This is a genomic window from Microcoleus sp. S13_B4 (assembly GCF_036700885.1).
Lineage (GTDB): Bacteria > Cyanobacteriota > Cyanobacteriia > Cyanobacteriales > Microcoleaceae > Microcoleus.
Window position 1 is genome coordinate 75775 of sequence record NZ_JAUBPU010000007.1, and the last position, 21838, is coordinate 97612.

The 21838-nt window shown below is 46.7% G+C and carries 18 protein-coding genes; 4 read left to right on the forward strand and 14 right to left on the reverse strand.

The window, feature by feature from the left end; genetic code table 11:
* Positions 1-17: 17 nt before the first annotated feature.
* From QT994_RS06675 to QT994_RS06700, 6 genes are all read right to left on the reverse strand, one after another.
* Positions 18-539, reverse strand: a complete 522-nt coding sequence (locus QT994_RS06675) for a YqeG family HAD IIIA-type phosphatase (protein ID WP_333045285.1) — start codon at positions 537-539, stop codon at positions 18-20.
* Between the two features lie 142 nt (positions 540-681).
* Positions 682-1806: an endolytic transglycosylase MltG gene (gene mltG / locus QT994_RS06680; RefSeq protein ID WP_333045287.1), complete on the reverse strand. Its 1125-nt coding sequence runs from the start codon at positions 1804-1806 to the stop codon at positions 682-684.
* Between the two features lie 247 nt (positions 1807-2053).
* Entirely contained in the window at positions 2054-2632 is a 579-nt protein-coding gene (locus QT994_RS06685) for a DUF3727 domain-containing protein (RefSeq protein WP_333045288.1), read from the reverse strand.
* A gap of 312 nt (positions 2633-2944) precedes the next feature.
* Positions 2945-3403, reverse strand: a complete 459-nt coding sequence (gene ruvX / locus QT994_RS06690; RefSeq protein WP_333172753.1) for a Holliday junction resolvase RuvX — start codon at positions 3401-3403, stop codon at positions 2945-2947.
* 247 nt (positions 3404-3650) lie between these two features.
* Positions 3651-4982 carry a GNAT family N-acetyltransferase gene (locus QT994_RS06695; protein WP_333172756.1) on the reverse strand — a complete coding sequence of 444 codons (1332 nt, stop codon included), beginning with the start codon at positions 4980-4982 and terminating at the stop codon, positions 3651-3653.
* 191 nt (positions 4983-5173) lie between these two features.
* Positions 5174-6355: a F420-0:Gamma-glutamyl ligase gene (locus tag QT994_RS06700; RefSeq protein WP_333045291.1), complete on the reverse strand. Its 1182-nt coding sequence runs from the start codon at positions 6353-6355 to the stop codon at positions 5174-5176.
* 775 nt (positions 6356-7130) lie between these two features.
* Between QT994_RS06700 and QT994_RS06705 the strand changes: the two genes are divergently transcribed.
* Positions 7131-8510 (forward strand): hypothetical protein, encoded by a 1380-nt coding sequence (locus tag QT994_RS06705; protein ID WP_333172758.1) that lies wholly within the window; start codon positions 7131-7133, stop codon positions 8508-8510.
* Between the two features lie 494 nt (positions 8511-9004).
* Here the strand turns inward: QT994_RS06705 and QT994_RS06710 are convergent, their stop codons facing one another.
* Positions 9005-9745 (reverse strand): SIMPL domain-containing protein, encoded by a 741-nt coding sequence (locus QT994_RS06710; RefSeq protein WP_333172760.1) that lies wholly within the window; start codon positions 9743-9745, stop codon positions 9005-9007.
* Between the two features lie 132 nt (positions 9746-9877).
* Here QT994_RS06710 and QT994_RS06715 point away from each other — a divergent pair, with 132 nt between their 5' ends.
* Positions 9878-10261, forward strand: coding sequence for a YkvA family protein (locus QT994_RS06715; protein ID WP_333172761.1), 384 nt, complete (start codon positions 9878-9880; stop codon positions 10259-10261).
* A gap of 209 nt (positions 10262-10470) precedes the next feature.
* The gene (gene pcrA, locus QT994_RS06720; RefSeq protein WP_333172764.1) at positions 10471-12837 is read left to right on the forward strand and encodes a DNA helicase PcrA; all 2367 of its coding nucleotides are present in this window, start codon (positions 10471-10473) and stop codon (positions 12835-12837) included.
* Positions 12838-12966: 129 nt separating this feature from the next.
* Here pcrA and QT994_RS06725 read toward each other — a convergent pair whose 3' ends face one another.
* The 5 genes from QT994_RS06725 to QT994_RS06745 all read right to left on the reverse strand — a co-directional run bounded on the left by QT994_RS06725 (position 12967) and on the right by QT994_RS06745 (position 19759).
* Complete coding sequence (locus tag QT994_RS06725) at positions 12967-14232, reverse strand: FGGY-family carbohydrate kinase (RefSeq protein ID WP_333172767.1); 1266 nt, start codon at positions 14230-14232, stop codon at positions 12967-12969.
* Positions 14233-14443: 211 nt separating this feature from the next.
* Positions 14444-15871, reverse strand: a complete 1428-nt coding sequence (locus QT994_RS06730) for a serine/threonine-protein kinase (RefSeq protein WP_333172770.1) — start codon at positions 15869-15871, stop codon at positions 14444-14446.
* A gap of 326 nt (positions 15872-16197) precedes the next feature.
* Positions 16198-18033, reverse strand: coding sequence for a biosynthetic-type acetolactate synthase large subunit (ilvB, locus tag QT994_RS06735; protein ID WP_333172772.1), 1836 nt, complete (start codon positions 18031-18033; stop codon positions 16198-16200).
* Positions 18034-18320: 287 nt separating this feature from the next.
* Positions 18321-18476: a hypothetical protein gene (locus QT994_RS06740; protein ID WP_333172775.1), complete on the reverse strand. Its 156-nt coding sequence runs from the start codon at positions 18474-18476 to the stop codon at positions 18321-18323.
* Complete coding sequence (locus tag QT994_RS06745; protein WP_333172777.1) at positions 18473-19759, reverse strand: MFS transporter; 1287 nt, start codon at positions 19757-19759, stop codon at positions 18473-18475. The genes QT994_RS06740 and QT994_RS06745 overlap by 4 nt, the downstream gene beginning before the upstream one ends.
* Positions 19760-20109: 350 nt before the next feature.
* Between QT994_RS06745 and QT994_RS06750 the strand changes: the two genes are divergently transcribed.
* Positions 20110-20448, forward strand: coding sequence for a P-II family nitrogen regulator (locus tag QT994_RS06750; RefSeq protein WP_006633346.1), 339 nt, complete (start codon positions 20110-20112; stop codon positions 20446-20448).
* 154 nt (positions 20449-20602) lie between these two features.
* Here the strand turns inward: QT994_RS06750 and rdgB are convergent, their stop codons facing one another.
* Positions 20603-21190, reverse strand: a complete 588-nt coding sequence (gene rdgB, locus QT994_RS06755) for an RdgB/HAM1 family non-canonical purine NTP pyrophosphatase (RefSeq protein WP_333172780.1) — start codon at positions 21188-21190, stop codon at positions 20603-20605.
* Between the two features lie 15 nt (positions 21191-21205).
* A complete protein-coding gene (locus tag QT994_RS06760) occupies positions 21206-21826 on the reverse strand; it encodes a hypothetical protein (protein ID WP_333172782.1) in 621 nt (206 codons plus the stop codon).
* Between the last annotated feature and the right edge of the window lie 12 nt (positions 21827-21838).

Consider the following 21838-nt stretch of genomic DNA (forward strand, 5'->3'; position numbering starts at 1 on the left):
ATTCCCGATGCCCAATTTTAATCTTTAATTTTTAGAGATGCTCCCAAAGCTTGAGAAACCCAAACTTCAAAAGAGCGCACCGGATACTTGCGAAGCGCATACCCAGCATCAACCATTGGTTCCACTAAAATAGTAAACATACCCAAACGATTGCCGGCCAAAACATCAGTAAAAAGTCGATCGCCCACCATCGCCACCTGTTCCACCGGCAAATTCATCGCCGTCACTGCTGTTCGCAACTTGCGGCGCGACGGCTTAGCCGCACCCGTGATGTATGGTAGATTCAAAGACTCAGCAATCCGACCGATCCGAGTTTGACTTAAATTATTGCTCGCCAACCATAGCGATACTACGGGTTTTATTTCTTCCACCCACAGGGTGAGTTCAGGAGAAGCATTCATTGCTGTAATGGGAACGAGAGTTTCGTCCACATCCAAAACTAATCCTTTAATATTATATTTATGAAGAATATCAGCCGTTAACTTCATGACTGAATCGCCGAGAACTAAGTCAGGCTGTAGTATTTTACCCCAAGTCATAATGATTTTAGATTTTAGGTTTTAGATTGAGAAATAACAAATTGGAAGTTAAAGATTAAACAAGTAAAAAATCAAAAGTGAATAATTATTGCTTTTCCTTTGGTACTTTTGACTTTTTACTTTTTTATTAGTCATTGCCAATCTATGGATTCGATCGCAACTGCTGGTCAACTTTAGCAATAGCAGCATCGTGTTCCGCCTGCGTGCGGCTAAAAATGTGAGTGCCGTCGTATCGAGCCATAAAATACAGGTATTCTGTATTTTCCGGAGTCAGAGTCGCTTCCAGACTTGCTATTCCCGGAGATGCGATCGGAGTTGGTGGCAGCCCGGGATTTATATAAGTATTGTAAGGAGAAGGCGTTTCTACTTGCTTAAAAGTCAGAGGCTTTTCCTTAGTTTGCCTAATGCCGAGGGCGTATTCAACTGTCGGGTCAGAACCCAAGGGCATACCCTTTTTCAGACGGTTGTTGAATACCCCAGAAATGCGATTGCGCTCGCCCGCCACCACAGCCTCTTTTTCCACAATACTCGCCAGCGTCACCCACTCTTTCAAATCCAGCTTAGTATTCTTCTGATTCTTTTGATAGATTGGCAAAGCCAACTGCTCGAAACGACCGAGCATTTGCTTGATGACAGCTTCCGGGCTAACTGCATCGCCGTCTAGCTGATAAGTATCCGGGTACAAAAACCCTTCCAAATGAGGCAGGCCACTCGGCAGCCAAGGGTATTGAGCGTAGGGAATTTGACTCGCGGCCGCCATAAACTTCTTAGCCGGGAAAAAACCTTGCGCTTCAAAATAAGCGCTCATTTGTTGCAGCGACCACCCTTCTGGAATCGTGAAACTCTGCTGTACGACTTCGCCCTTCCAAATTTTGTCAGCAACTGCACTCAGAGGCTGAGTCGGCGACAGTTGGTAAGTTCCTGCTTGAAAACCTCCCTCGCGATTTTGCAGAGTCAGCCAGCGGGCCCACATATTCCATGCCGAGCTCGATCGAATCAACCCCGCAGCCTCTAAATCCCGCCCGATTTTTTGACTGGGAGTACCCTCCGGGATTTGGATCAAAACAGCAGCATCCTCTGCCGGATTCCCCGATGAGGATGTGATTTTAGGCGGGGCGGAAGCCCAGCTCCACCAAGCCCAGCCCTGCCAAGCGCAAACTCCCCAGATTGCCGGTAGCAACGCCAGATAAAACAACCATTTAGAGACTTGCGGAGTTCCTTTTCGGCCCTCGCGCGCGCTGCCTTTTGTCATTTGTTCTTTATTCATAGTCCGTTGTCCTGGATAAGCGGCGGTTAACTAGCGACTAATGACTGATGACCTGCGATTGATGACCGAAAAGTTACGAATACAAGCCCTTTAAAAGACCCAATTCACGCGGCCCAATTCAAAAGCCCGATCGCGAAGGCAGAAGCGGCCATCTAGAAAAAGTTCGATCGGGCCAGCAGTTTACTTTTTTATAAAAAAGTAAAAAATTCTGCTTTTTGCCATCAGGCCTTGTGCCTGCAATTAATATCTAATCAAGCTCGTCAAAGAACTGGTCTTCCAGCATAGGTAACATCGGTTCCAGCCTTTGGAACTCTTCTTCCGAAAGCAATTCTGGCTTGCCGTCGTCATCCATTCTAGCCAAGATAAAGAACGGGTCTAGAGGCGTATAAATCGCATATTCCTGTTCTTCGTAATAGAAGCTGGTCAGCCACATCAGTTCCTCAAACTCCGACTCCTCATCCGGATCGACATCGGATGCCATATCCTCTTCGGGAAATTCCGGCAATTCGCCCACGACAGTCAGCGTCACCGCCGTGCGTCGGAGTGTCAAGTTCTGCTCTTGCAGCACAACTTTAGCTGTATCAAAAATTTTGTCAATTTCCGTCTCGTCTTCTACAGGAATTGCTGCTTCGTCGTTATCGTCTCCCTGCCAAGTAAAAATTTCTACGGGCGAGTCAATCGGCAGCAGCAAAGCGTATTCTTGACCTTCTAGATTCATAGAATATTCTATGTTGCAAGTCAGCGATCGCCCAACTTCATCCGTCAAGGTGACGGACTCTTCGTTGGAATTGCCATTCTCTTTTTTGCGGTATGGGGATGAGGACATCGCGTGTATCTTAGTTTTCCGTCAATAATTCAGTAACGTTTGCTTAACAATTGGGAATTTTCGTGGCGATATTCTGGCTAAGTGGGCGATCGCCAGTCCACCAGCTTAAACCGCGAGACTCGCGGCCTTTTCCACAGGCGAGGAGTGCAGCGTTTAAATCTCAGTCGAGTCAGCAAGCGACACTGAGGACAAATCACGATTTTGTGCTTCTTCAGTACCGAGGTACAGCAGAATTTTCTCCAGTTTGTCAAGGGTTACAGGTGTGCGTAGCAAACTTGCACAACCAGGATATCACGGCTGTGTTACCAGCTATCAAGGATTAGGAATTGCTAAGATATTTTGCCTCCGTTCGTCTAGCCACTGCTGCAAAATCAGGGCGGCTGCTTTGCGATCGATCGCACCCTTATTTTGCGACACCGAAATCCCTTGTGTTTTCATCAATTCCTCAGCCTCAACCGAAGTCAGGCGCTCGTCCACGTATTCTAGGGGGAGCTCTAGGGCTGTGGCGATGCGATTCGCATATTTCTGCACCTGTCGGGCTTGAGCACCCAATTCTCCGCTCAGGGAGTAGGGCAAGCCTGCAACCAAAATTTGCACTCTCCGCTCTCGAACCAGCTCTCGGAGATAAGCTACGTCTTGATCGAAGGACGATCGTACCAGTGTTGTAATGCCCGTAGCTATTAAACCCGTGCCATCACACCCGGCGATGCCGACTCGTTTGAGGCCGATATCTAATCCCAGTGCTGAAATCCATAATTTATTGTTGGACATTATCAATCAATCAATTTTAGATTTTAGATTTTAGATTTACTTCTTTCATTACCGGAATATTTTTTTTTACGAACCGCGAAGACGCTAAGGAATAAGAGAAGAAAGTAAGAATAAGATAGGTAATCTTAAGCTGATATCAATCAAAAGCAGAAGGGATATTTTGGGATTATGACAGAAAAAAGTAATTTATTGGATGATTAATTCTATTTTTTTCTGTCTTCTACCTTTTACCTTCTGCTTTCACTTATTAAGAATTAAGTTCTCCGGGCCAGCCACCGTCAAGAGGCAACTCGGGCAGATTTAAAGGCAAAATGCTGCTGCCATCAGTTGCTGCTGATTCGGAATTTTGGCCGCCCAAGGGGTTAACTTGATTCGTTTGGCTGTTTCCTGAGTCAGCCAACAGAGGTTTAATCTCACAGGACGGGTGCCCTGCTGTCGCTTCCCCAGCGATCGGGCCGAGCCAGGACATCCGGCCGGGTACGGGTTTGCGAGTTGGCTGGAAGCTTTGCAGCATTTCTGATAGCTGGAGTCCTTCGAGAGAAACTAACTTGGACTCGCGCAATTTGTGCCACACAGATCGAGACATCAGCAAACTGTGGGACTGACGCACAGCTCCAAATTGCTCTAAATAAGCTTCGCGTTCCGGCTGATAGTCAGCGGAAGCCAGTTGCAGGCTTTGAACCGGGAAATCTTGAACAAGGCGCGCCATCTGGGATAGCAGTTCTGGGTAAAGCCAAGTGTAGGCCGGGTGTACAGTCAACTGGGCGGAGTGCGGTTGCTGGCCGTTGCGGCATAGCTGCACCTGAAAATAGCCGATCGCGGCTTTGCGCTGCGGTTCAAACACGTAACCGCTGACTACCTCTGTTTTGCCCAGCCACTGTCTGACGCCTTCGACTAAAGCGCCGAAAAAACTGGTTTTGAAATCTTGAATGTGGCGATCGAATACTTGGCGCACCAGTGGCGGCATAGACGCGGTATCCAGTTGGTAGAGCAACTGAGCGTCGGCGTTGCTAACAGGCAGCAGGTTGGGCAAATCTGGCGTCGAGTTTGCCATTTCTTGTAGGCGTTCTGGGGCGATCGTCCAGTATGTCATCTGGGCCAAAGGCTGAAAGCCGTTTTGCCGATACAAAGCCAAGGAATTTGTGTCCCCTACATTCACTTCCAGCAGCCACGTCCGCGCCTCCCAGACTGCCTCAAAGCAGTACCGCAGCAGCATAGAACCAATTCCTTTGCTGCGGGCTTCCGGGTCTACTCCTATGCGATCGATCCGCCAAGTGCTGCGGGTGCGGTTGAAAGGAGAAATCTGAATTATGCCCTTAACGCTCCCCTCTTCTTCGGCAACATGGGCTCGGAACAGGGACTGGCAAGGGTTGGGAAACAAGCTAAAAATCTTTAGCAGTCCGTACCAGCGACGAATCTGCTGCAACTTTCTACCTAGTACCACGTCGCCGCTTCCGCCCTTGCGGTTTTCTGGCTCTTCGGCTGTTTCCGCGCACAGTTGTTCCATCACCTCGATGTCGCGATACTGAAACGGGCGAATCACAACCTGGTTTTGGTTTTGGGAGGGAAATGAAGTCATAGCATAAAAGTGGAGAATGGAAATTTTAAAATAAAAATTCAGAAAGGGGAAGAGTTAGGGAAGTTTTGAGTTTGGCATACGTAAATTTTGATTTCAAAACTTATAACTTTTAATTCTTCTCCCTTTCTTGCTCGATCGAAAATTAAAAATTTCAAATCATCTTTTTGAATTTTTAATTTTCAGTTTTCAACTCAAGATTTTTGTGGCAGAGGTCGAATTACAACGACCGGTGTTCGCTCGTCAGCATTCCCGGCGGGGTTGCTTCGCAAGGCTTCCTCTAAAAATGTTACCGATAAATCGGAGGTCGCTGCTAATATCTTAACTGCTTTCAAGTCATTAGCGTCTACGATCGCCGCCGCAAGTCCGGTTTCTCGTTGAATTTCTTCTACAACTTGCTGGGGATTGTCTGGGCCGAGGACAATAAATTGGTCGAAGGGAGGCAAAGTCCCGGTAACGTCGTCGATGAGCCTGGCTTGTTCCCCTGCTAGTTGATAAAAGACTCCCGGTTTACCAAATATTTTAGCCACAGCGCCGATCGCAAATGCTGCTACTACGCGCCAAGGGCCGACTACATCAACCAACGTTTGCATTCCGCAAGCCGTGGCCAAACTCGACGTGGGCAAGAAAAACAAACACACTCGCTTTGCCGCCCATCCGGGTTTGACTTCGCTGGGATGGCGATAGCGTCCCTGCATCAAAGCTAGGGGAGTTTCTGCCAAGGCGACAATATCGCCTTTCTGGGCGCGCGGCAGCACGTACCGCTTGACAATTTCGACGGGATTGTCCAATTCCGCCAGTATGTGAGTGCGAATCGGCAAGACTTCTGCGACTCCGACATTGCGGGCGATGGGTACGGTGTCGGAGTTGGGAAATTGCAGCGGGACTACTACGTTACGGACTTTGGGGATGCGCCCGCCTGGGCCGTAGGTGACGAAGTGTACTTGCACCCAAGCTGATTGCAACTTGGTTAAATCTTGCCCTTGAATGTCTACAGAGACTTTGATTTTCGTGGTTTTTTGGGCTTTAACAATATAGCCGAACCAATAATCGTCTGCTCTAGCTGTTGCCTCTTTGTGGCAAGGAATCACCTTTGTCTCGGAGGTAACGCCATCCAAACTTCCGTCTGACAGCAGTTTCACTTGTGCGCGCACTTCAGGTAACATCACCTCGAACCGCTGTGTCAGGTTGCGGAACTCCATTTCCCCGACTAAAAGATAGCGGTTGGGTTCCGAGATGGCTAAGTGCCATTCTCCGGCTGTAAGTTCTAGTTTATTTGCACTCCCAGTCCGGCGATAGTTCAACTCTAGGCCCAATCCGCCCAATGCTAGCAGCGAACCGGCTGCTGCGATTCCTGTTGCTAAAGTCTCAATCACTCAAATCACCGCCAATAATATTTTGTGTTTACTGTAGTCGATCTCGGGTACTTTGAGCGCTGATCCGGTAGTAATTGGATTGTGCTGAGTTTGTTGGGGGCGATCGAACTTATGCCCAATTACACGTAAGTGCGATCGCCTCTGGTGGCTAAAGCGGTCAAGTTGCTGTTCAAAGAGCTCGATCGTGAGTTAGATCACTCCCAAATCTGGCGTTGCTTAATCAGGGTATGAAAAAAATAAGTTGAGAAGTTGAAAATCCAGAAGGTTTGTGCATACTGATTTCTATGACTTCCATATTTAGCCTTTCCTAACGTAAATCAGCAAAGTCTACAAAACCAATCAATTAATTATTTAATTAATTATAAAATATTAATCAGCCTATATATTTTATATCTTTTTTTAACCTGGAGTTATAAGCTGGCAATAAAAATTTTTTCCCTAGTTATTAAGTATTAAAATCGGTAATTGTAATAGATTTAATAAACTTTGTTTAGTTTTATAAATAAATAGTTAATTTCTTAATAACTCTGTATATCTGTATACATGATACATGAGTTATTTTTGGATGGCTCAGCTAAAAGTGTGCCCGATGTCCGAGCGCGCGCTTCCAGTTTCTTCAATGTCTAATGAACAGCGAGTCGCTAGCGCCGTAGTGGTCAGTACCTTTAAGAATCTACGTCTTAAGTAACAGTCAAAATCTAGTTCTTAGGCAGTATATTTTCTGAGAAGTTTATAGTTAGCCTAGTAAATGTAGTAGTAATACCCAAGGATATCTATGACCGATAATAAGCAGACTTTTAACCAGCCTGAAGCCAATCGTGACTTCCAAGAAAAGAATGCTGACAATAGCGAGAACCAGCAGCTTCAGGCTCAGACTAACGAAAATGCAGAATCAACGGAAGATGAATCATCAGGCTCAGGTCTTGGTGCGAGAATAGCTGGAGCTGCTGTCGGTGGTATACTCGGTGCTCGCTCTGGAGGAATTCTTGGTGCTGTAGCAGGGTCAGTTGCGGGCGCTATGATTGGTAAAGGTACTGCTAATACTGTTAACCGTGCTGTAGATAATTTAGGGGATGCAGCACACGCTGTAGCAGACGGTATTACACACACTGTAGAAGAGCTAGGGACAGTAGTAAAGGAAACTGCTGAGGAAGTTAAACCATCTATCAAAGCTACAGCAGAAGCAGTCAAGGAGACTGTTGAGGAAACCAAGCCTTCGATTAAAAGTATAGCCGAATCTGTCGATCAGACTGTTAAGGAAGCCAAGCCTTCTGTAGTAGATGCAGTCAAGAGCGCATCCGAGGAAGTCAAACCTACGATTAGAGAAGTAAAAGATTCACTCAAGCAGACAGTCGAAGGTGTCAAGCCTTCTATACAAAGTGCAGCGGACTCTATTAAGAGCACTGCCGATGAAGTTAAGCCTTCTGTCAAAGCTGTAGCTCAGGAAATTGAGGGCGCAACTAAGGATCTTAGATCGACTGTAAAAGATACAGCCAAGGCAGTGGAGCCATCTATAAAAAGTGCAGCCGAATCGCTTCAGTCATCTGGCAAGAGTGCCGCTGAATCAATCAAGTCATCTGCTCAAAGCGCAGCCGAATCTGCTAAAGGTGCAGCGCAGGATGTTAAGCAGGATGTTAAGTCATCTGCCCAAAATGTAACCGAATCTGCTAAAGGTGCAGCGCATGATTTTAAGCAGGATGTTAAGTTATCTGCCCAAAATGCAACCCCATCTGCTAAAGGTGCAGCGCAGAATTTTAAATCATCTGCCCAAAATGCAACCCCATCTGCTAAAGGTGCAGCGCATGATTTTAAATCATCTGCCCAAAATGCAGCGGAATCTGCTAAACCTGTAGTGCCTGATTTTAGGTCTTCGGCCCAACATGCAGCGGAATCTGCTAAACCTGCAGTGCCTGATTTTAGGTCTTCTGCCCAACATGCAACCCCATCTCCTCAAGGTGCAACCCATGATTTTAAATCATCTGCCCAAAATGCAGCCGAATCTGCTAAACGTGCAGCGCATGATGTTAAGTCATCTGCCCAATATCTAGCCGAATCCGACGCAGAGGGAAATAAGGATAGCGATATTCACATCTCCGGCACTCCTGAATTCAAGGACAAAGTAGTCATTCAGGACAAAAGAATCATTAAGGAGTAGGTAAAGTAAGGACTTAACTCCTGCTTGTTAAAGCTAGCACTAAGAGAGTTTAACAGAGAGTGGATCTGAGAAAAGAGTCCACTCTTTTCTGTGTAGGAGGACGGCGAGCGCCTAGGGTTTAACGGAGAGGAGAGTCTATTTATTGAGGAACTCTCCCCCTGAAGAAAGAGATATTCCGTTCATAGTTGATAATTAGCTTGTAGCTATTTGTCGTAACTGCTCAGAGCGCGCCACTTAATATTTTCTTAGATAATTATGAATTTTTCCACTCACTTACTTAGAGTGAAACTTTGTTTGGCGCTAAAATTGTTAACGCTTTGATTGTTGTGGCTCTTCCGGGCGAAGATACGGAGATATTTGTATGGGACGCGAACAATTGCTCGACTACTGGCAGAAGTTGTTAAAACGGCGAAAGTTTTTTGTAGAAAAAGCTGCTTGATAAATCGAGAAATAGTTAGGGTCAAGCTGAGGTGGTCAGTTTAACCCCTAACTATTTAATATCCAAATTGCAAAGTCACAGAAGCTTCTACCTGCTGTTCCCCTCCCACCACAGGCGTTGTAGCATCAGCAGCAGCAGCGCGAACACCAGCCAATTGCCGATACATAGTAGGTGGCGCGCTAGCACCGTTGACTTGAATGCCCAGAATCTCTCCCCGCTTGAGGTTGAGTGCGCTCAAGACTGCATCCGCTTGCGTTTGCGCGTCTTGAGTAGCTTTTTTGAGTGCTTGTTTTTGAGCTTGTTCTATCGCACTTTCGGCGGCGGCAAAACTCACGCCGTCGATGCGTGTGGCTCCGGCATTCACCGCATCGTCGAGCAAAGTGCCGGCAGATGCAGTATTAATCCTAAAAGTGACGGTATTCGTCGCCGTATAGCCCGTCAAGCGCTGTTGGTTGTTGTCGAAGTTATAAATGGGATTGAGGGTGATGCCGGCAGTTTCGAGTTTTTCGACTTGGCGCGATCGCAGCAACTCTACCACAGCGGACGATCGTCTGGCCGCTTCCTGCTGCACCTCGGCGGCCGTTTTCCCCTGCACCTCAACCCCCAGCCGCACTTGTGTTTGAGTTGTAGGAATCGCTTCCACACCCCGTCCAGTAACAGTCAGCGTTCTGATCCGCTGTTCTTGAGCCGCCACCGGATCTAATCCCACGAAAGTAACGAGAGTTAAGGTTAAACACAACGCTGTTACCAGACTACGGAAATTAATGCGATCGCGCGATCGTAAAGTTGAATTCATAAATTTGATTATCCTCACATACAACAGATGCTATACTTTACCTTCCCACTGAAATTGCTAAAAATCCGGGTTGTTACATTTTTAGAAACTAAAAAAAGTATAAGTCATTAGTCATTAGTCATTGGTCATTATATGCAATCGTTAAAACAAGCTGCTCGCCGACTCAAAAAAGAGACTTACGCTGTTTATTTAGCCAGTACAGACCAGAGAGTACCTTGGTACGCCAGAATTTTAGCAGGCCTTACGGTTGCCTATGCTTTTAGCCCGATCGACTTAATTCCTGACTTCATACCGATTCTCGGCTACTTGGATGATTTGATAATTGTACCTTTGGGAATTTGGCTGGTACTGAAGATGATTCCGCCACAGGTTTTAGCCGAGTGTCGGAAAAAAGCAGCCGCAGAAATAGAGCGAGGAAAACCGATAAATCGGGCTGCCGCTATTGTGATTATTGCTATTTGGATTGGCTTGGGAATATTAGCAGCAATGTGGCTAACACGGATATTTAAACGTTAAAAAAAATTACCTATCTATTTATAGTGTAGGGTGCGCGCCGAGTACCTTACCTTAAACAACTCGCTTGACCCAAAAATATTTAAAGTTTAAAAAATAACCGTTCTAGTTATAATATATAGTGCGCTAGGCGCACCTTACCTTAAAAAAACTCGCGGTATCGCATACCAAGTATTATTTACCCCTTAAAGAATTAAACTAACTTTCTAGCGATGACTCAAACCACTGATTTCCTCAGCCACCTCAACCCATCTCAGCGCCAAGCAGTCGCCCATTATAACGGGCCGCTGTTAGTAGTAGCGGGCGCTGGTTCCGGCAAAACCCGAGCTCTAACTTACCGAGTTGCTAACTTAGTTCGCACGCATCGAGTCGATCCTGAAAATATTCTGGCGGTGACATTTACAAATAAAGCCGCCAGGGAGATGAAAGAAAGAATTGAGAAATTGCTGGCAACTCAGCAAGCTGAAGCGGAATATGGCAAACCCTTGGTAGACTTAGCCCCGGATGTGCAGACGAAATTGCGATCGCACATTTATCAGAGAATTACCAAGCACATTTGGATGGGAACTTTTCACTCTTTGTGCGGCCGCATTCTCCGCTACGATATTGAAAAATACCAAGACGAAAAAGGCCGCCAGTGGAAGAAAAACTTTTCGATTTTTGATGAATCAGATGCTCAAAGTCTCGTCAAACAAATCGTCACCAAAATCCTGAACCTCGACGACAAGAAATTTGACCCGCGAAAAGTCCGCTATATCATCAGCAACGCTAAAAATAAAGGGTTGTCGCCTCAAGAATACCACGCCGCAGAACCGGATTATCGAGGTCGCGTGATTGCCGATGTTTACAGTCGCTACCAAGACGCTTTAGCAGCAAACAATGCCCTAGATTTTGACGATTTAATCCTTGTTCCCGTTAAACTTTTGAGCCAAAACGAGGAAGTATTAAGTTACTGGCATAAAAAGTTTTGCCATATTTTAGTTGACGAATACCAAGATACTAACCGCACTCAATATGATTTGATTCGGATGTTGGTGACCAATAACGCCGACCCGAAAAACTTCGATAAATGGCAAAACCGCTCGATTTTTGTCGTGGGCGATGTCGATCAATCAATTTACAGCTTTCGCATGGCAGATTATACCATATTGCTGGAATTTCAAGAGGATTTCGGAGATGGTTTGTCCGACGAGAAAACTCAGACAATGGTAAAATTAGAGGAAAATTATCGATCGCGCGAAAACATCCTGCAAGTCGCGAACCACTTGATCGAACACAATACCGAACGGATCGAGAAAATTCTGCGCCCGACTCGCGAACCGGGAGCTCCGATTGTTGTTTGGCGCGCCGACAACGAATTAGATGAAGCGGAATTTGTAGCAGGTCAAATTCATTCCTTAAAGCGCCAAAACTCCGAATACGAAAACGGCAGTAACTTTGCGATTCTATACCGCACCAACGCTCAATCTCGCTCGTTTGAAGAAGCGTTAATGCGTTTAGACCTTCCTTACAATATTGTCGGTGGCCTGAAGTTTTACGATCGCAAAGAAATCAAAGATATCCTAGCCTACCTGCGGGCGCTTGCTAATCCCGACGATAGCGTCAGCCTCAAACGCATCATCAATACTCCCCGTCGCGGCATTGGGGATACCACATTTTCCAAAATTGAAGACGCTGCAACTCAATTGGGCATTCCGTTGTGGGAAATTCTCAGTGATGAATCTTCTGTCAATACTCTCGCAGGGCGATCGGCAAAAGCTATTATTAAGTTTGCCGAAATGATTAATCGTTGGCAATCGCAAGTTGAAACTCTGCCAGCTTCGCAAATTGTCCAAGGAATTATCCAAGATTCAGGCTACATTGAAGATTTGAAAAATCAAGGCACCGACGAAGCCACAAATCGCATAGAAAACGTCATAGAATTGTACAATGCTGTGCTGCAATTTGAAGAACAAAATGAAGAACCGACGCTGACATCATTTTTAGCAAAAGCATCTTTAGCGTCCGATTTAGATGACTTGCAGGAAGAAGATTCCCGCGTGTCGCTGATGACGCTGCACTCAGCCAAAGGGTTAGAATTTCCCGTAGTATTTTTAGTCGGAATGGAACAGGGCTTATTTCCCAATTTCCGCAGTTTGGACGACCCGAAAGCGATCGAAGAAGAACGCCGTTTGTGCTACGTCGGCATCACTCGCGCCCAGGAATTGCTATTTCTCACCCACACTCGCGAACGCCGCCTTTGGGGAGGTTTCCGCGAACACTGCACCCCTTCGCTATTCTTAGGAGAATTGCCGACACATTTGCTAGCTGGAAGTGCGAAGAAAACTCCAGCGGGGAAAACGGCTGCATCTAAGGGAAAAACTAATAACTCAGCCGCTAATTCCGGGAGTTCTAAACCGGGAAACAATGGACAAGCGGCGGATTGGCAAACGGGCGATCGGGTTTTTCATCATGCTTTTGGAGTGGGAGAAATTACGCACGTTTTAGGGGCGGGCGACAAAATTAATCTGGCAATTAAGTTTTCGGGTTTGGGCAGAAAAATTATCGACCCGAGAACAGCTAAGTTGCAGCGAGTGTAAGTAAAAATATCAGAGTTTGCGGCGGTTGAAACTGCCTCAACAAACAAGATTACCTTCCTTCGCAAAGTATCTGCGTTACTCTGCATAAATCTGCGGTTTCCCTATCCCTCCAAGATTTATGCAATAACTCTAATCTGTAACACTTCGCATTGCTAATAACGCCGTCCCATAAGCAGCCGCAGTATGAACAGGCGTTACTACAGGCACTTTTAAATAACGCTTTCTAATCGCACTCCAAACCGAATTTTTTGCCCCGCCGCCAGCAGTATAAACTTTTGTCAAAGAAGTTGCACCCAATTCTTGCAATAATTGATATCCCCGCGCTTCAATCCGCCCTATGCTTTCTAGCAAACCGTGCAGAAATTCCACTGAATCAGTGGGACGCGGTTCGAGTCGGGGCGGCAAATTCGGGTCATTAATCGGAAAGCGATCGCCCTTTTTCAACAATGGGTAATAATCCAGCAAACTCTCTTCTTCTGGATCAATTTGTGTGCTATAATTATCCAACTCAACATCAGTAAAAAAGTGTCGCAACACTGCACCTCCGGTATTAGAAGCACCTCCAACTAACCACAAATCGCCTAATTTATGACTGTAAATCCCGTATCTAGAATCATCTACGCGGGTATGACTTAACAGTTTGACTGCTAGTGTAGAACCGAGAGAAGTTACTGCTTCCCCTGGTAAAGTGACACCGCTTGCTAAAAATGCTGCAATGCTATCGGTTGTGCCAGCACAAACCATACAATCGCGAGGAAAACCAAAGCGATCGCCCACTTGATCTCTCACTTCCCCCACAGGCGTTCCCGGTGCGACAACTTGCGGCAATTCAGGCGTTGCAGCGCCCGCAATTCCCTCTACCAGCCAATTCGGATAGCACAAAGTATCAACATCAAAACCGAGTTTCAAAGCATTGTGATAGTCGCTAATTCCTAATTTCCCGTGCAGCAGAAATGCCAGCCAGTCAGCTTGATGCAGGAAAAACGTAGGGGTGGTTTGCTCTCGAAAGTCTTGCAACCACAGGAGTTTAGCCAGACTGGATGTAGCGCTTAATACTGTGTGGTTGGCAGGGGCGATCGCCCGCAATCTCTCTGTCACCGCTGCACCGCGCGCATCATTGTATAAAATCGGCTCGCATACTGGTATACCGTCGGTATTGCACAGCATGACAGTGGAGGATGTACCGTCAATGGCGATCGCCCTTACCTGATTGCGGATTGCTGGGGGAATTTGCTCAATTACAGCCCACAGCGCATTTTGCCACACCGAGGGCAATTCCGGCTGTTGCGCGTTGGCAAAGGTATATTCTGTCTCACAATGGATTGTACCCTGGGAGTCGATGATTGTCGATCGCGCGCCCGTGGTGCCGAAATCTATTCCCAAATAAAGATTCATTTGCCACTCCCGCGAATTTTCCTATATTTGACGAAACCACAAATTTTATTTGCATCCTGCCTCTAGTTGTTTAATGATATCTCTGACTTTTATTGGCATTTATTATTAAAGTAACTAGCAGGTATTGAAATGACGAAAAGCCGATAACTTCGTAGAAAAAAGTCCTTAAAAAAATGGTTAACAAAGGGCTGAAATCGCTATAGATGACACCTTACAGTTCTCGATGCGAGAGAAGAGAGAACCACACAACCAACCCCAACCACCCCAACACCCCAACAACCCAACCCAATCCTTCTCCCCCCCACGCAAACACACGCGCACACGACGGGAGGTGCCCCCGTGGTGCTTCCAGATTAAAGGTTAAATTATCGTACTCCAACCAACCTTTCCTCCCCTTTCTCCTCTTTCTCCAACCCACACGATCGCCTAGCTTGCATTCAGTGTCATAATCAACTTTACCGCCTATTTCTAACCAGATTTTTTTCTGGACACTAAAGCCGAAACGACCCTGACTGTATTTTACCCACAACTGGTCGATCGTCCGCAAATCATCGCCAGGAAAATTCTCGATCGAGTTCGTATCGAACCAACCTTCCTTCTCCCGTCTAGCAGCTTTTAACATCACCTTGAGTGTTTCGCTATCCGCCTCTTTCCACTCCCCTGTGGCCAATAAATCCCGGAGACGAGTATAGTCAACTCCCTGCGCTGATTTAAGCGAGTCTGGTGGCGGTGGCTGTGGAGGTGTTTGAGGTGATAATTGAGGTGATCGAGTACCAATAGCCTGCAAAACTTCAGTAGCAGATTGATAACGTTTTTTAATAGCAGGTTGTATCATTTTATCTAAAATCTGACCCAGTTCCGAACTGACAAATGTTTTTAAGTGTTCTCGCCACACCCACTCAAACTCGCTATCATCGAATAAATCAATCGGTTCAACCTCAGTTAGCAGACACAGACAAGTCACACCCAGACTATAAATATCACTCGCATGAATAACTTTACCGTTGGCTTGTTCTGGTGCCATATATCCAGCCGTCCCGATTCTCGTTCCCGTTAGCCCTAGAGCCGTTTGTGTCGCATATTTCGCGGCTCCAAAGTCAACTAAAACCAGTTGCCCATCTTGCCGAAGAATAATATTTTCTGGCTTGATATCTCGGTGAATTACTTGGCGGGAATGAATGAACTCGAATACTGGCAATAAATTATTAAGCAAGTCGCGAATCTGCGTTTCGCTAAAATATCCCTTAGATTCTAGTGCTTCGGCTAAATTTTCACCGTCGATGAATTCTTGGACTAAATACTGCCGTCCATCTTGACTAAAATATGCTAATAAGTCGGGAATTTGAGAATGTTTACCCAACTGTTCTAGGCGTACTGCTTCAAGCTCAAATAACTCAGCAGCTTTCTGGATACTAGAAGTGCCTTGAAGTTGGGGGTAGAATTGTTTAATAACACAGGGAGGTTTTGAGGGTTTATACTCGTCAATAGCTAGAAAAGTGCGCCCAAATCCCCCTTGTCCAATAATTTTTTGGGCTCCGTAGCGATCGCCCAATAGCAGTTTATTCCCACATTTTTGACAGAATCTTGTATAGCCAGACGGGTTTTGGAATAGGCAATCCGGGTTTAGACACTGGCTCATAAAATATGCTTAGAGATTACAGATTAAAGCTCTCGATGCGATGCCAGCGGAGATGGTTTTAAATGTGAAACAGCAGATCTGGGTAAAGAGACGGCATTGCCGATATGTGTCAACTTAAGTCTGAAACCTTTGTCTCTCTCGCTTTTATCCGAGGCCAGATCCCCCTAAATCCCCCTTAAGAAGGGGGACTTTGAAATCGCTCCGGTTCCCCCTTTCTTAAGGGGGGCTAGGGGGGATCTGGCCTCGACGATAAAGAGCAGTCTATGACTACGTTTGACCTTAAGTTGAGACTAATAGGCACAGCCTAAGTGCCCACTCAAAACTCGTTAAACTTTTGTCCCGCACTCAGGACAAAAGTTATTGGTGGAAACATTCTTAGCGCCGCAACTCGGACAATAAACCAACTCCGCAGAGTGCAACTTGCTACGATCGGGCAAACCAACCATTTGAGCGTTGCTCTTACCTGGAACTACCATCGGATAGCAGTTTTCGTCCCTCGTCACCTTCACGTTCATCAGCACCGGGCCCTGGTGAGCGAGCATTTGACCGATCGCATCTTTGAGTTCCTCCGGCTGCGAAACCAGCATCCCTCTCACGCCATAAGCTTCAGCCAGCATCACAAAATCCGGCATCCCCACAGTCATATTCGACGAGGAATAACGCTCCCCGTAGAACGCCTGCTGCCACTGCCGCACCATTCCCTGCCAGCCGTTATTTACAATCACAATTTTGACATTAATGCCGTATTGTGCTAGGGTGCCCAATTCTTGAATATTCATTTGGATGCTAGCATCGCCAGCAATACAAATCACTTGCTCCTGTGGCAGGGCCATTTTCGCGCCCATCGCCGCCGGCAGCCCGAAACCCATCGTGCCCAAACCAGCGCTCGAAATCCAGCGGCGCGGCCCGTTGTTCAAGAATTGAGCCGACCACATTTGATGTTGACCGACATCTGTTGTGTAGTAAGCATCCGGCGCTTGAGTAGCCAACTCGGAAATCACCTCTTGCGGAGACAAAATGTCTGGGTAATGAGGCACAACTAACGGATAGTCCTGTTTCCAGCGATCGATCCTGTGCAGCCATTCTGCAGTCTGTCCGGTCTTCCCCGAAACTCCAGCCTCCCGACAGCGGCGCAGCAAATCGATTAAAACTTGGCGGACATCTCCGACAATCGGCACGTCAGGGCCACGATTTTTGCCTACTTCCGCCGGATCGATATCGATGTGAATCACCTTAGCGCGCGCGGCAAACTCGTCTAATTTGCCGGTCACGCGATCGTCAAACCGAGCTCCCACAGCAATTAGCAAATCGCACTCGGTAACGGCAAAATTAGCGTAAGCAGTGCCGTGCATCCCCAGCATTTTCACCGACAAAGGATGGTTTTCGTCAAAGGAACCTTTGCCCATCAGCGTTGTCGTCACCGGCAATTGGAAAAGTTCGGCCAGTTCCTTAATTTCCTCGTGGGCCCCGGCTGCGATCGCCCCGCCGCCCACATAAAGCAAAGGACGCTTTGCTTCCTTCAGCAAATGAATTGCTTGATTAATTTGCCGAGGATTTCCCTTCACCGTCGGCCTGTAGCCCGGAATTCTCACCGATCCGGGTTCCACGGGCAGATAGTCAAATTCTTCTAAACCCACATCCTTGGGCACATCAACCAACACCGGCCCCGGCCGCCCTGTACTCGCGATGTGGAAAGCTTCAGCCACAATTCGCGCCATATCTCTCGGGTCGCGCACTACATAGGAATGCTTGACAATTGGCAGGGTAATCCCGTAAATATCTGTTTCCTGAAACGCATCAGTGCCGATCGCCGGACGGGGAACCTGACCGGTAATAATTACCATCGGGATCGAATCCATGTGGGCCGTCGCAATCCCCGTCACCAAATTAGTTGCGCCGGGACCCGAAGTAGCAAAACAAACCCCTACTTGTCCGGTAGCGCGGGCGTATCCGTCGGCTGCGTGAGCAGCACCTTGCTCGTGGCGCACCAAAATGTGTTTGATAGCGCCAGTTTCTTCAGCGCGGTAGAGTTCGTCGTAAAGCGGCAGAATTGCGCCACCGGGATAACCAAAAATATGCTTGACGCCGTGGCGGATCAAGCTGTCTATCAGAGCAAATCCACCAGTTGCACGTTTGATGGTCACTTTAGTTTTTAGTTGCACAGAATTTCCTTCCTTAAACTAATTATGATTTTTAATGAAAGCTTTTATACTACTTTAATCTTAATTAATGAAACTATGAAAATTTAAGTGGTGAGATTTTACAAAAGATTGTGCGATCGGACATGGATCGCCCGATCGAGAAATTGTGGAACAGCACAGGAAGAAAAGAAACAGAGAAAATCGCGGCCTCTATGCCGGTTTACCGCGATATGAGGCTTGTATAGCATTTGTCATTCGGCATTCGACAAGAAAAACAATCGTTTCAGCAATTAAGAACGTCCTAACCATCAGGGCGGTTGCGATGTTAGAGATCGATCGCTAAAAGAAAGCCCTCTAACTTCTCCCTCTTCCCTCTTTTGATCTTCCTTCTTCCTTCTATCCTTTACATCCGTTACATCCGTCGAGCGAATCCGTTGCCGAACTTCCTTCTTGCGAAAGCTCACAGTGCGTCCTGCAATACTTTCCGAGTATGTTTCCAAGCTGCCATGCCCATCACGGAGACCAAAAAGCCCAAACTCAGCAACACGATCTGCAAGCCCTTGTCCTCCGAGCCGACTGCATTACTGACAGCATCCGTCAGCGGGCCGGTCAGTGCTAAAGGCAGGCTCAGAGCAATATTAATCGCATTGTTCTCCAAGCCAAAAACTTTTCCCCGCATAGATTCTGGAGTTTTTTCTTGAATCAGAGCTTGCATCGGGCCGTTAATTAAGGAAGCACCAAAACCGAACAGAGCACTCAATCCGAATCCCACCCACAACTGTCGAGTAAAGGCAAACATTGCCAATACAAAACCCATCATCAAGAAACCGATTAACGGCAGAGGTTTGTGGTGCATTCGATGACCGGAGTGTCCCAAAAAGGCTGCACCCAAGACCATTCCAATTCCCGCAGCAGCGAGCAAAAAGCCAAATTGAGTTTCTTTGAGACCTATTTTGCCTGAAAGTGCGATCGCCAACACCTGAAGTGCCGCAAACACGGAATACAAAATCGTCAACTGCACCATCGCGTTGCTGACAAGGTGATTGTGTTTCAAATACCGCAAACCTTCTTTAAGGTCTTGCCAAGGATGGACGTTTTTGCCACTGCTGCCGGCATGATTTTCTTTGATCCGCATGGCATAGATCAAACCTGCTGATATCAGGTACAACCCGCCCAGCAAAAACTCTTGAGAATCGGCTCCGAAGCTGTGTTTTACCCAACTAAACAGCGGTTCGCCGATCGTCATCCCGACAATAATCCCGCCCATTGTGGACGAGGCGAACAGCGCATTTGCCGACATCAGTCCCTCTCGCCCCACAGCCAGGGGGATGGCGGCAGCTTCTGCTGGAGCAAAAAATTGCGTTACGGTAGAAACCAAAAACGTAATTGCCAGCAAGACTACAAAAGCTTTGGGCAAAAACGGCAAAGCTACAATCAGCAAGGCTCGAATCACGTTGCAGGCGATCAGCATTTGCTTTTTGGAAAAGCGGTCTACGACGATACCGGCGGCCGAACCAAATACGATCGCCGGCACCGTGTAGGCGATCATCACCGCTGACAGCATAGAATTGTCCGGATTCTGTCCAGGTGTGTAACCGCCAGTTTTCACGAGGATAATCAGCAATACATAAAAAATCTTATCCGCCACTTGGGCCAACAACTGGCCCGTCCACAAGGCGAGGAAGGGGCGATTTCTCAGTAGGGCATCAAGCCCGCTGCGGTCAGGGGGAGGGCTGGCTGGGTGCATAGGAATAGTTTAACTGACCGCTTCTAGCAATTATAGTTTTCAGCAATACGTGCAAATCTCAGATGGCAAAGTGGAAAGTCGCAAAACTCCTGTCTCCTGGGTTCTTTTTCTGTTTTAGCAGATCCGTGGCGGAGGGCTTGGGTCTTTTTCACTCTACCGCGATCGATCGGAGCCGAGAGCCCGCGCCTCCGGCCAATGGGAGAATCTTGTTAAAGATTGGCGTGCCTCTCATCGCGAGTACAAAATAAGGTAGTATATTTTACAAAATACTTAATACTAGCAGTGATATTAAAAGATGTCACGCGATTTAAGTAATATAACGAAGGTACTAACTGTTAGGAGTGAGAAACTTGAAAAAGGTTGAAGCTATTATTCGCCCCTTTAAACTAGACGAAGTGAAAATCGCACTCGTCAATGCTGGTATTGTGGGGATGACTGTTTCTGAAGTTAGAGGTTTTGGCCGTCAGAAGGGCATGACTGAACGCTATCGCGGTTCTGAGTACACCGTTGAGTTCTTGCAAAAGCTCAAGGTCGAGATTGTTGTGGAAAACGATCAGGTTGACATGGTGGTTGATAAAATTATCGCTGCTTCCCGGACGGGCGAGATTGGCGACGGCAAGATTTTCATCTCTCCTGTAGAACAAATTATTCGGATTCGGACTGGGGAAAAGAACTTGGAGGCAATCTAAGATACTGGGGCATTGGGCATTGGGCATTGGGCATTGGTAATTGGTCATCGGTAACTGGTCATTGCCAACGAAAAACCTCTTTCCTGTTTAGTTCTGATACCTAAGTGTCAATATCCAATGCCACAGTTACCCCCTGTTTTGGCTTTTTTCCTCATTAAAAGTTGACAACGTTCGCCATTTGTGGTATGAGAGCCTGGAAGGCTCGGCCGCGGTGAGAGTGCGATCGCTTGATATCCGGTGTCATTTGGGCAAAAGTCTGTTGCTGTGCGGGTACGTAGAAAATGGGGTCATATCCGAAACCTCCCGTACCGCGAGGAGTGTGGAGGATTTCGCCCCGACAAATTCCTTCTACTTGCAAGGCAATTGTACCGTCGGGACCGGCGATCGCGATCGCGCAAACAAATTGTGCTTCCCGGTTTTGTTCGCTTCCCAATTCTTTGAGAAGTCGAGATATCCTGTCAGCATCGGTTTTCCCGTAGCGTGCCGAGTAAATCCCAGGTTGGCCGTTGAGTGCATCTACCATTAAACCAGAATCATCGGCGATCGACCATTTGCCCGTTGCTTTTGCCACTTCAGACGCCTTCAAGCAAGCATTAGCAATAAAAGTTTCGCCTGTTTCCTCGATTTCCAACTCTTCTGGTTTTAGTTCCAATTCCCATCCCAAATCCTGAAGATAAACTTGCATTTCCTTGAGTTTACCCGGATTGCCCGTAGCTACAACTAACAATTTATTATTGGTCATTATTTCTGTTAAAACTTACCCATCGATATTAACAAAAGATTGGGAAAATGGTTGCAACAAAATTCCCAAAATCTTATCAACATCTTGAATATAGTATTCAATCGGATCGATATAAACAGTAGTTTCCTCCAAAATCAAGAATTTCCAGTTAGTGCCAGTCGTCACCGCGCCGTAAATGCGATCGACCTCAGTGTCTTGGTTTTCATTAAAACATTGTGCCGCTACCATTGCGGCTACGCATTGACCCAAACCGCCAATAATATCTTCCTTTTTTGCCTCAAAAATTGTTATAACCGGAGCACTGATGAACAATTGTTCTGAAGATCCGCTAATAATATAATCGCAAAATCCTTGCAAGCCTCTTTCTGGATCGACAGTAAAATCCTTACCGGAAAAAAGAGAAACTCGTTTGTTTAACAATCGCCGAACTTCTGCTAATATAGGGGCAATCAAAAATTCTGAGCGAGCTTTTTCGGTGGAAATAAAAGTAGCGAGCGGTACATAATCAACCAGGATTGTTGTTAAAATTTCGGATGGTAAAACGGGTTTTGTATCGGCAAATAAATTGCGACTTTCATCTAAGGTTAATCCAAAATCTTTTTTGACTCTCGCAAGGCTGAAATCGCTGTATGCCATTTGCTTGTATCC

Bases quoted from the DNA above. Each gene is read 5' to 3' on its own strand.
- QT994_RS06675 (WP_333045285.1), bottom strand. From the start codon at position 539: ATGACTTGGGGTAAAATACTACAGCCTGACTTAGTTCTCGGCGATTCA.
- mltG (WP_333045287.1), bottom strand. From the start codon at position 1,806: ATGAATAAAGAACAAATGACAAAAGGCAGCGCGCGCGAGGGCCGAAAA.
- QT994_RS06685 (WP_333045288.1), bottom strand. From the start codon at position 2,632: ATGTCCTCATCCCCATACCGCAAAAAAGAGAATGGCAATTCCAACGAA.
- ruvX (WP_333172753.1), bottom strand. From the start codon at position 3,403: ATGTCCAACAATAAATTATGGATTTCAGCACTGGGATTAGATATCGGC.
- QT994_RS06695 (WP_333172756.1), bottom strand. From the start codon at position 4,982: ATGACTTCATTTCCCTCCCAAAACCAAAACCAGGTTGTGATTCGCCCG.
- QT994_RS06705 (WP_333172758.1), top strand. From the start codon at position 7,131: ATGACCGATAATAAGCAGACTTTTAACCAGCCTGAAGCCAATCGTGAC.
- QT994_RS06710 (WP_333172760.1), bottom strand. From the start codon at position 9,745: ATGAATTCAACTTTACGATCGCGCGATCGCATTAATTTCCGTAGTCTG.
- QT994_RS06715 (WP_333172761.1), top strand. From the start codon at position 9,878: ATGCAATCGTTAAAACAAGCTGCTCGCCGACTCAAAAAAGAGACTTAC.
- pcrA (WP_333172764.1), top strand. From the start codon at position 10,471: ATGACTCAAACCACTGATTTCCTCAGCCACCTCAACCCATCTCAGCGC.
- QT994_RS06725 (WP_333172767.1), bottom strand. From the start codon at position 14,232: ATGAATCTTTATTTGGGAATAGATTTCGGCACCACGGGCGCGCGATCG.
- QT994_RS06730 (WP_333172770.1), bottom strand. From the start codon at position 15,871: ATGAGCCAGTGTCTAAACCCGGATTGCCTATTCCAAAACCCGTCTGGC.
- QT994_RS06745 (WP_333172777.1), bottom strand. From the start codon at position 19,759: ATGCACCCAGCCAGCCCTCCCCCTGACCGCAGCGGGCTTGATGCCCTA.
- rdgB (WP_333172780.1), bottom strand. From the start codon at position 21,190: ATGACCAATAATAAATTGTTAGTTGTAGCTACGGGCAATCCGGGTAAA.
- QT994_RS06760 (WP_333172782.1), bottom strand. From the start codon at position 21,826: ATGGCATACAGCGATTTCAGCCTTGCGAGAGTCAAAAAAGATTTTGGA.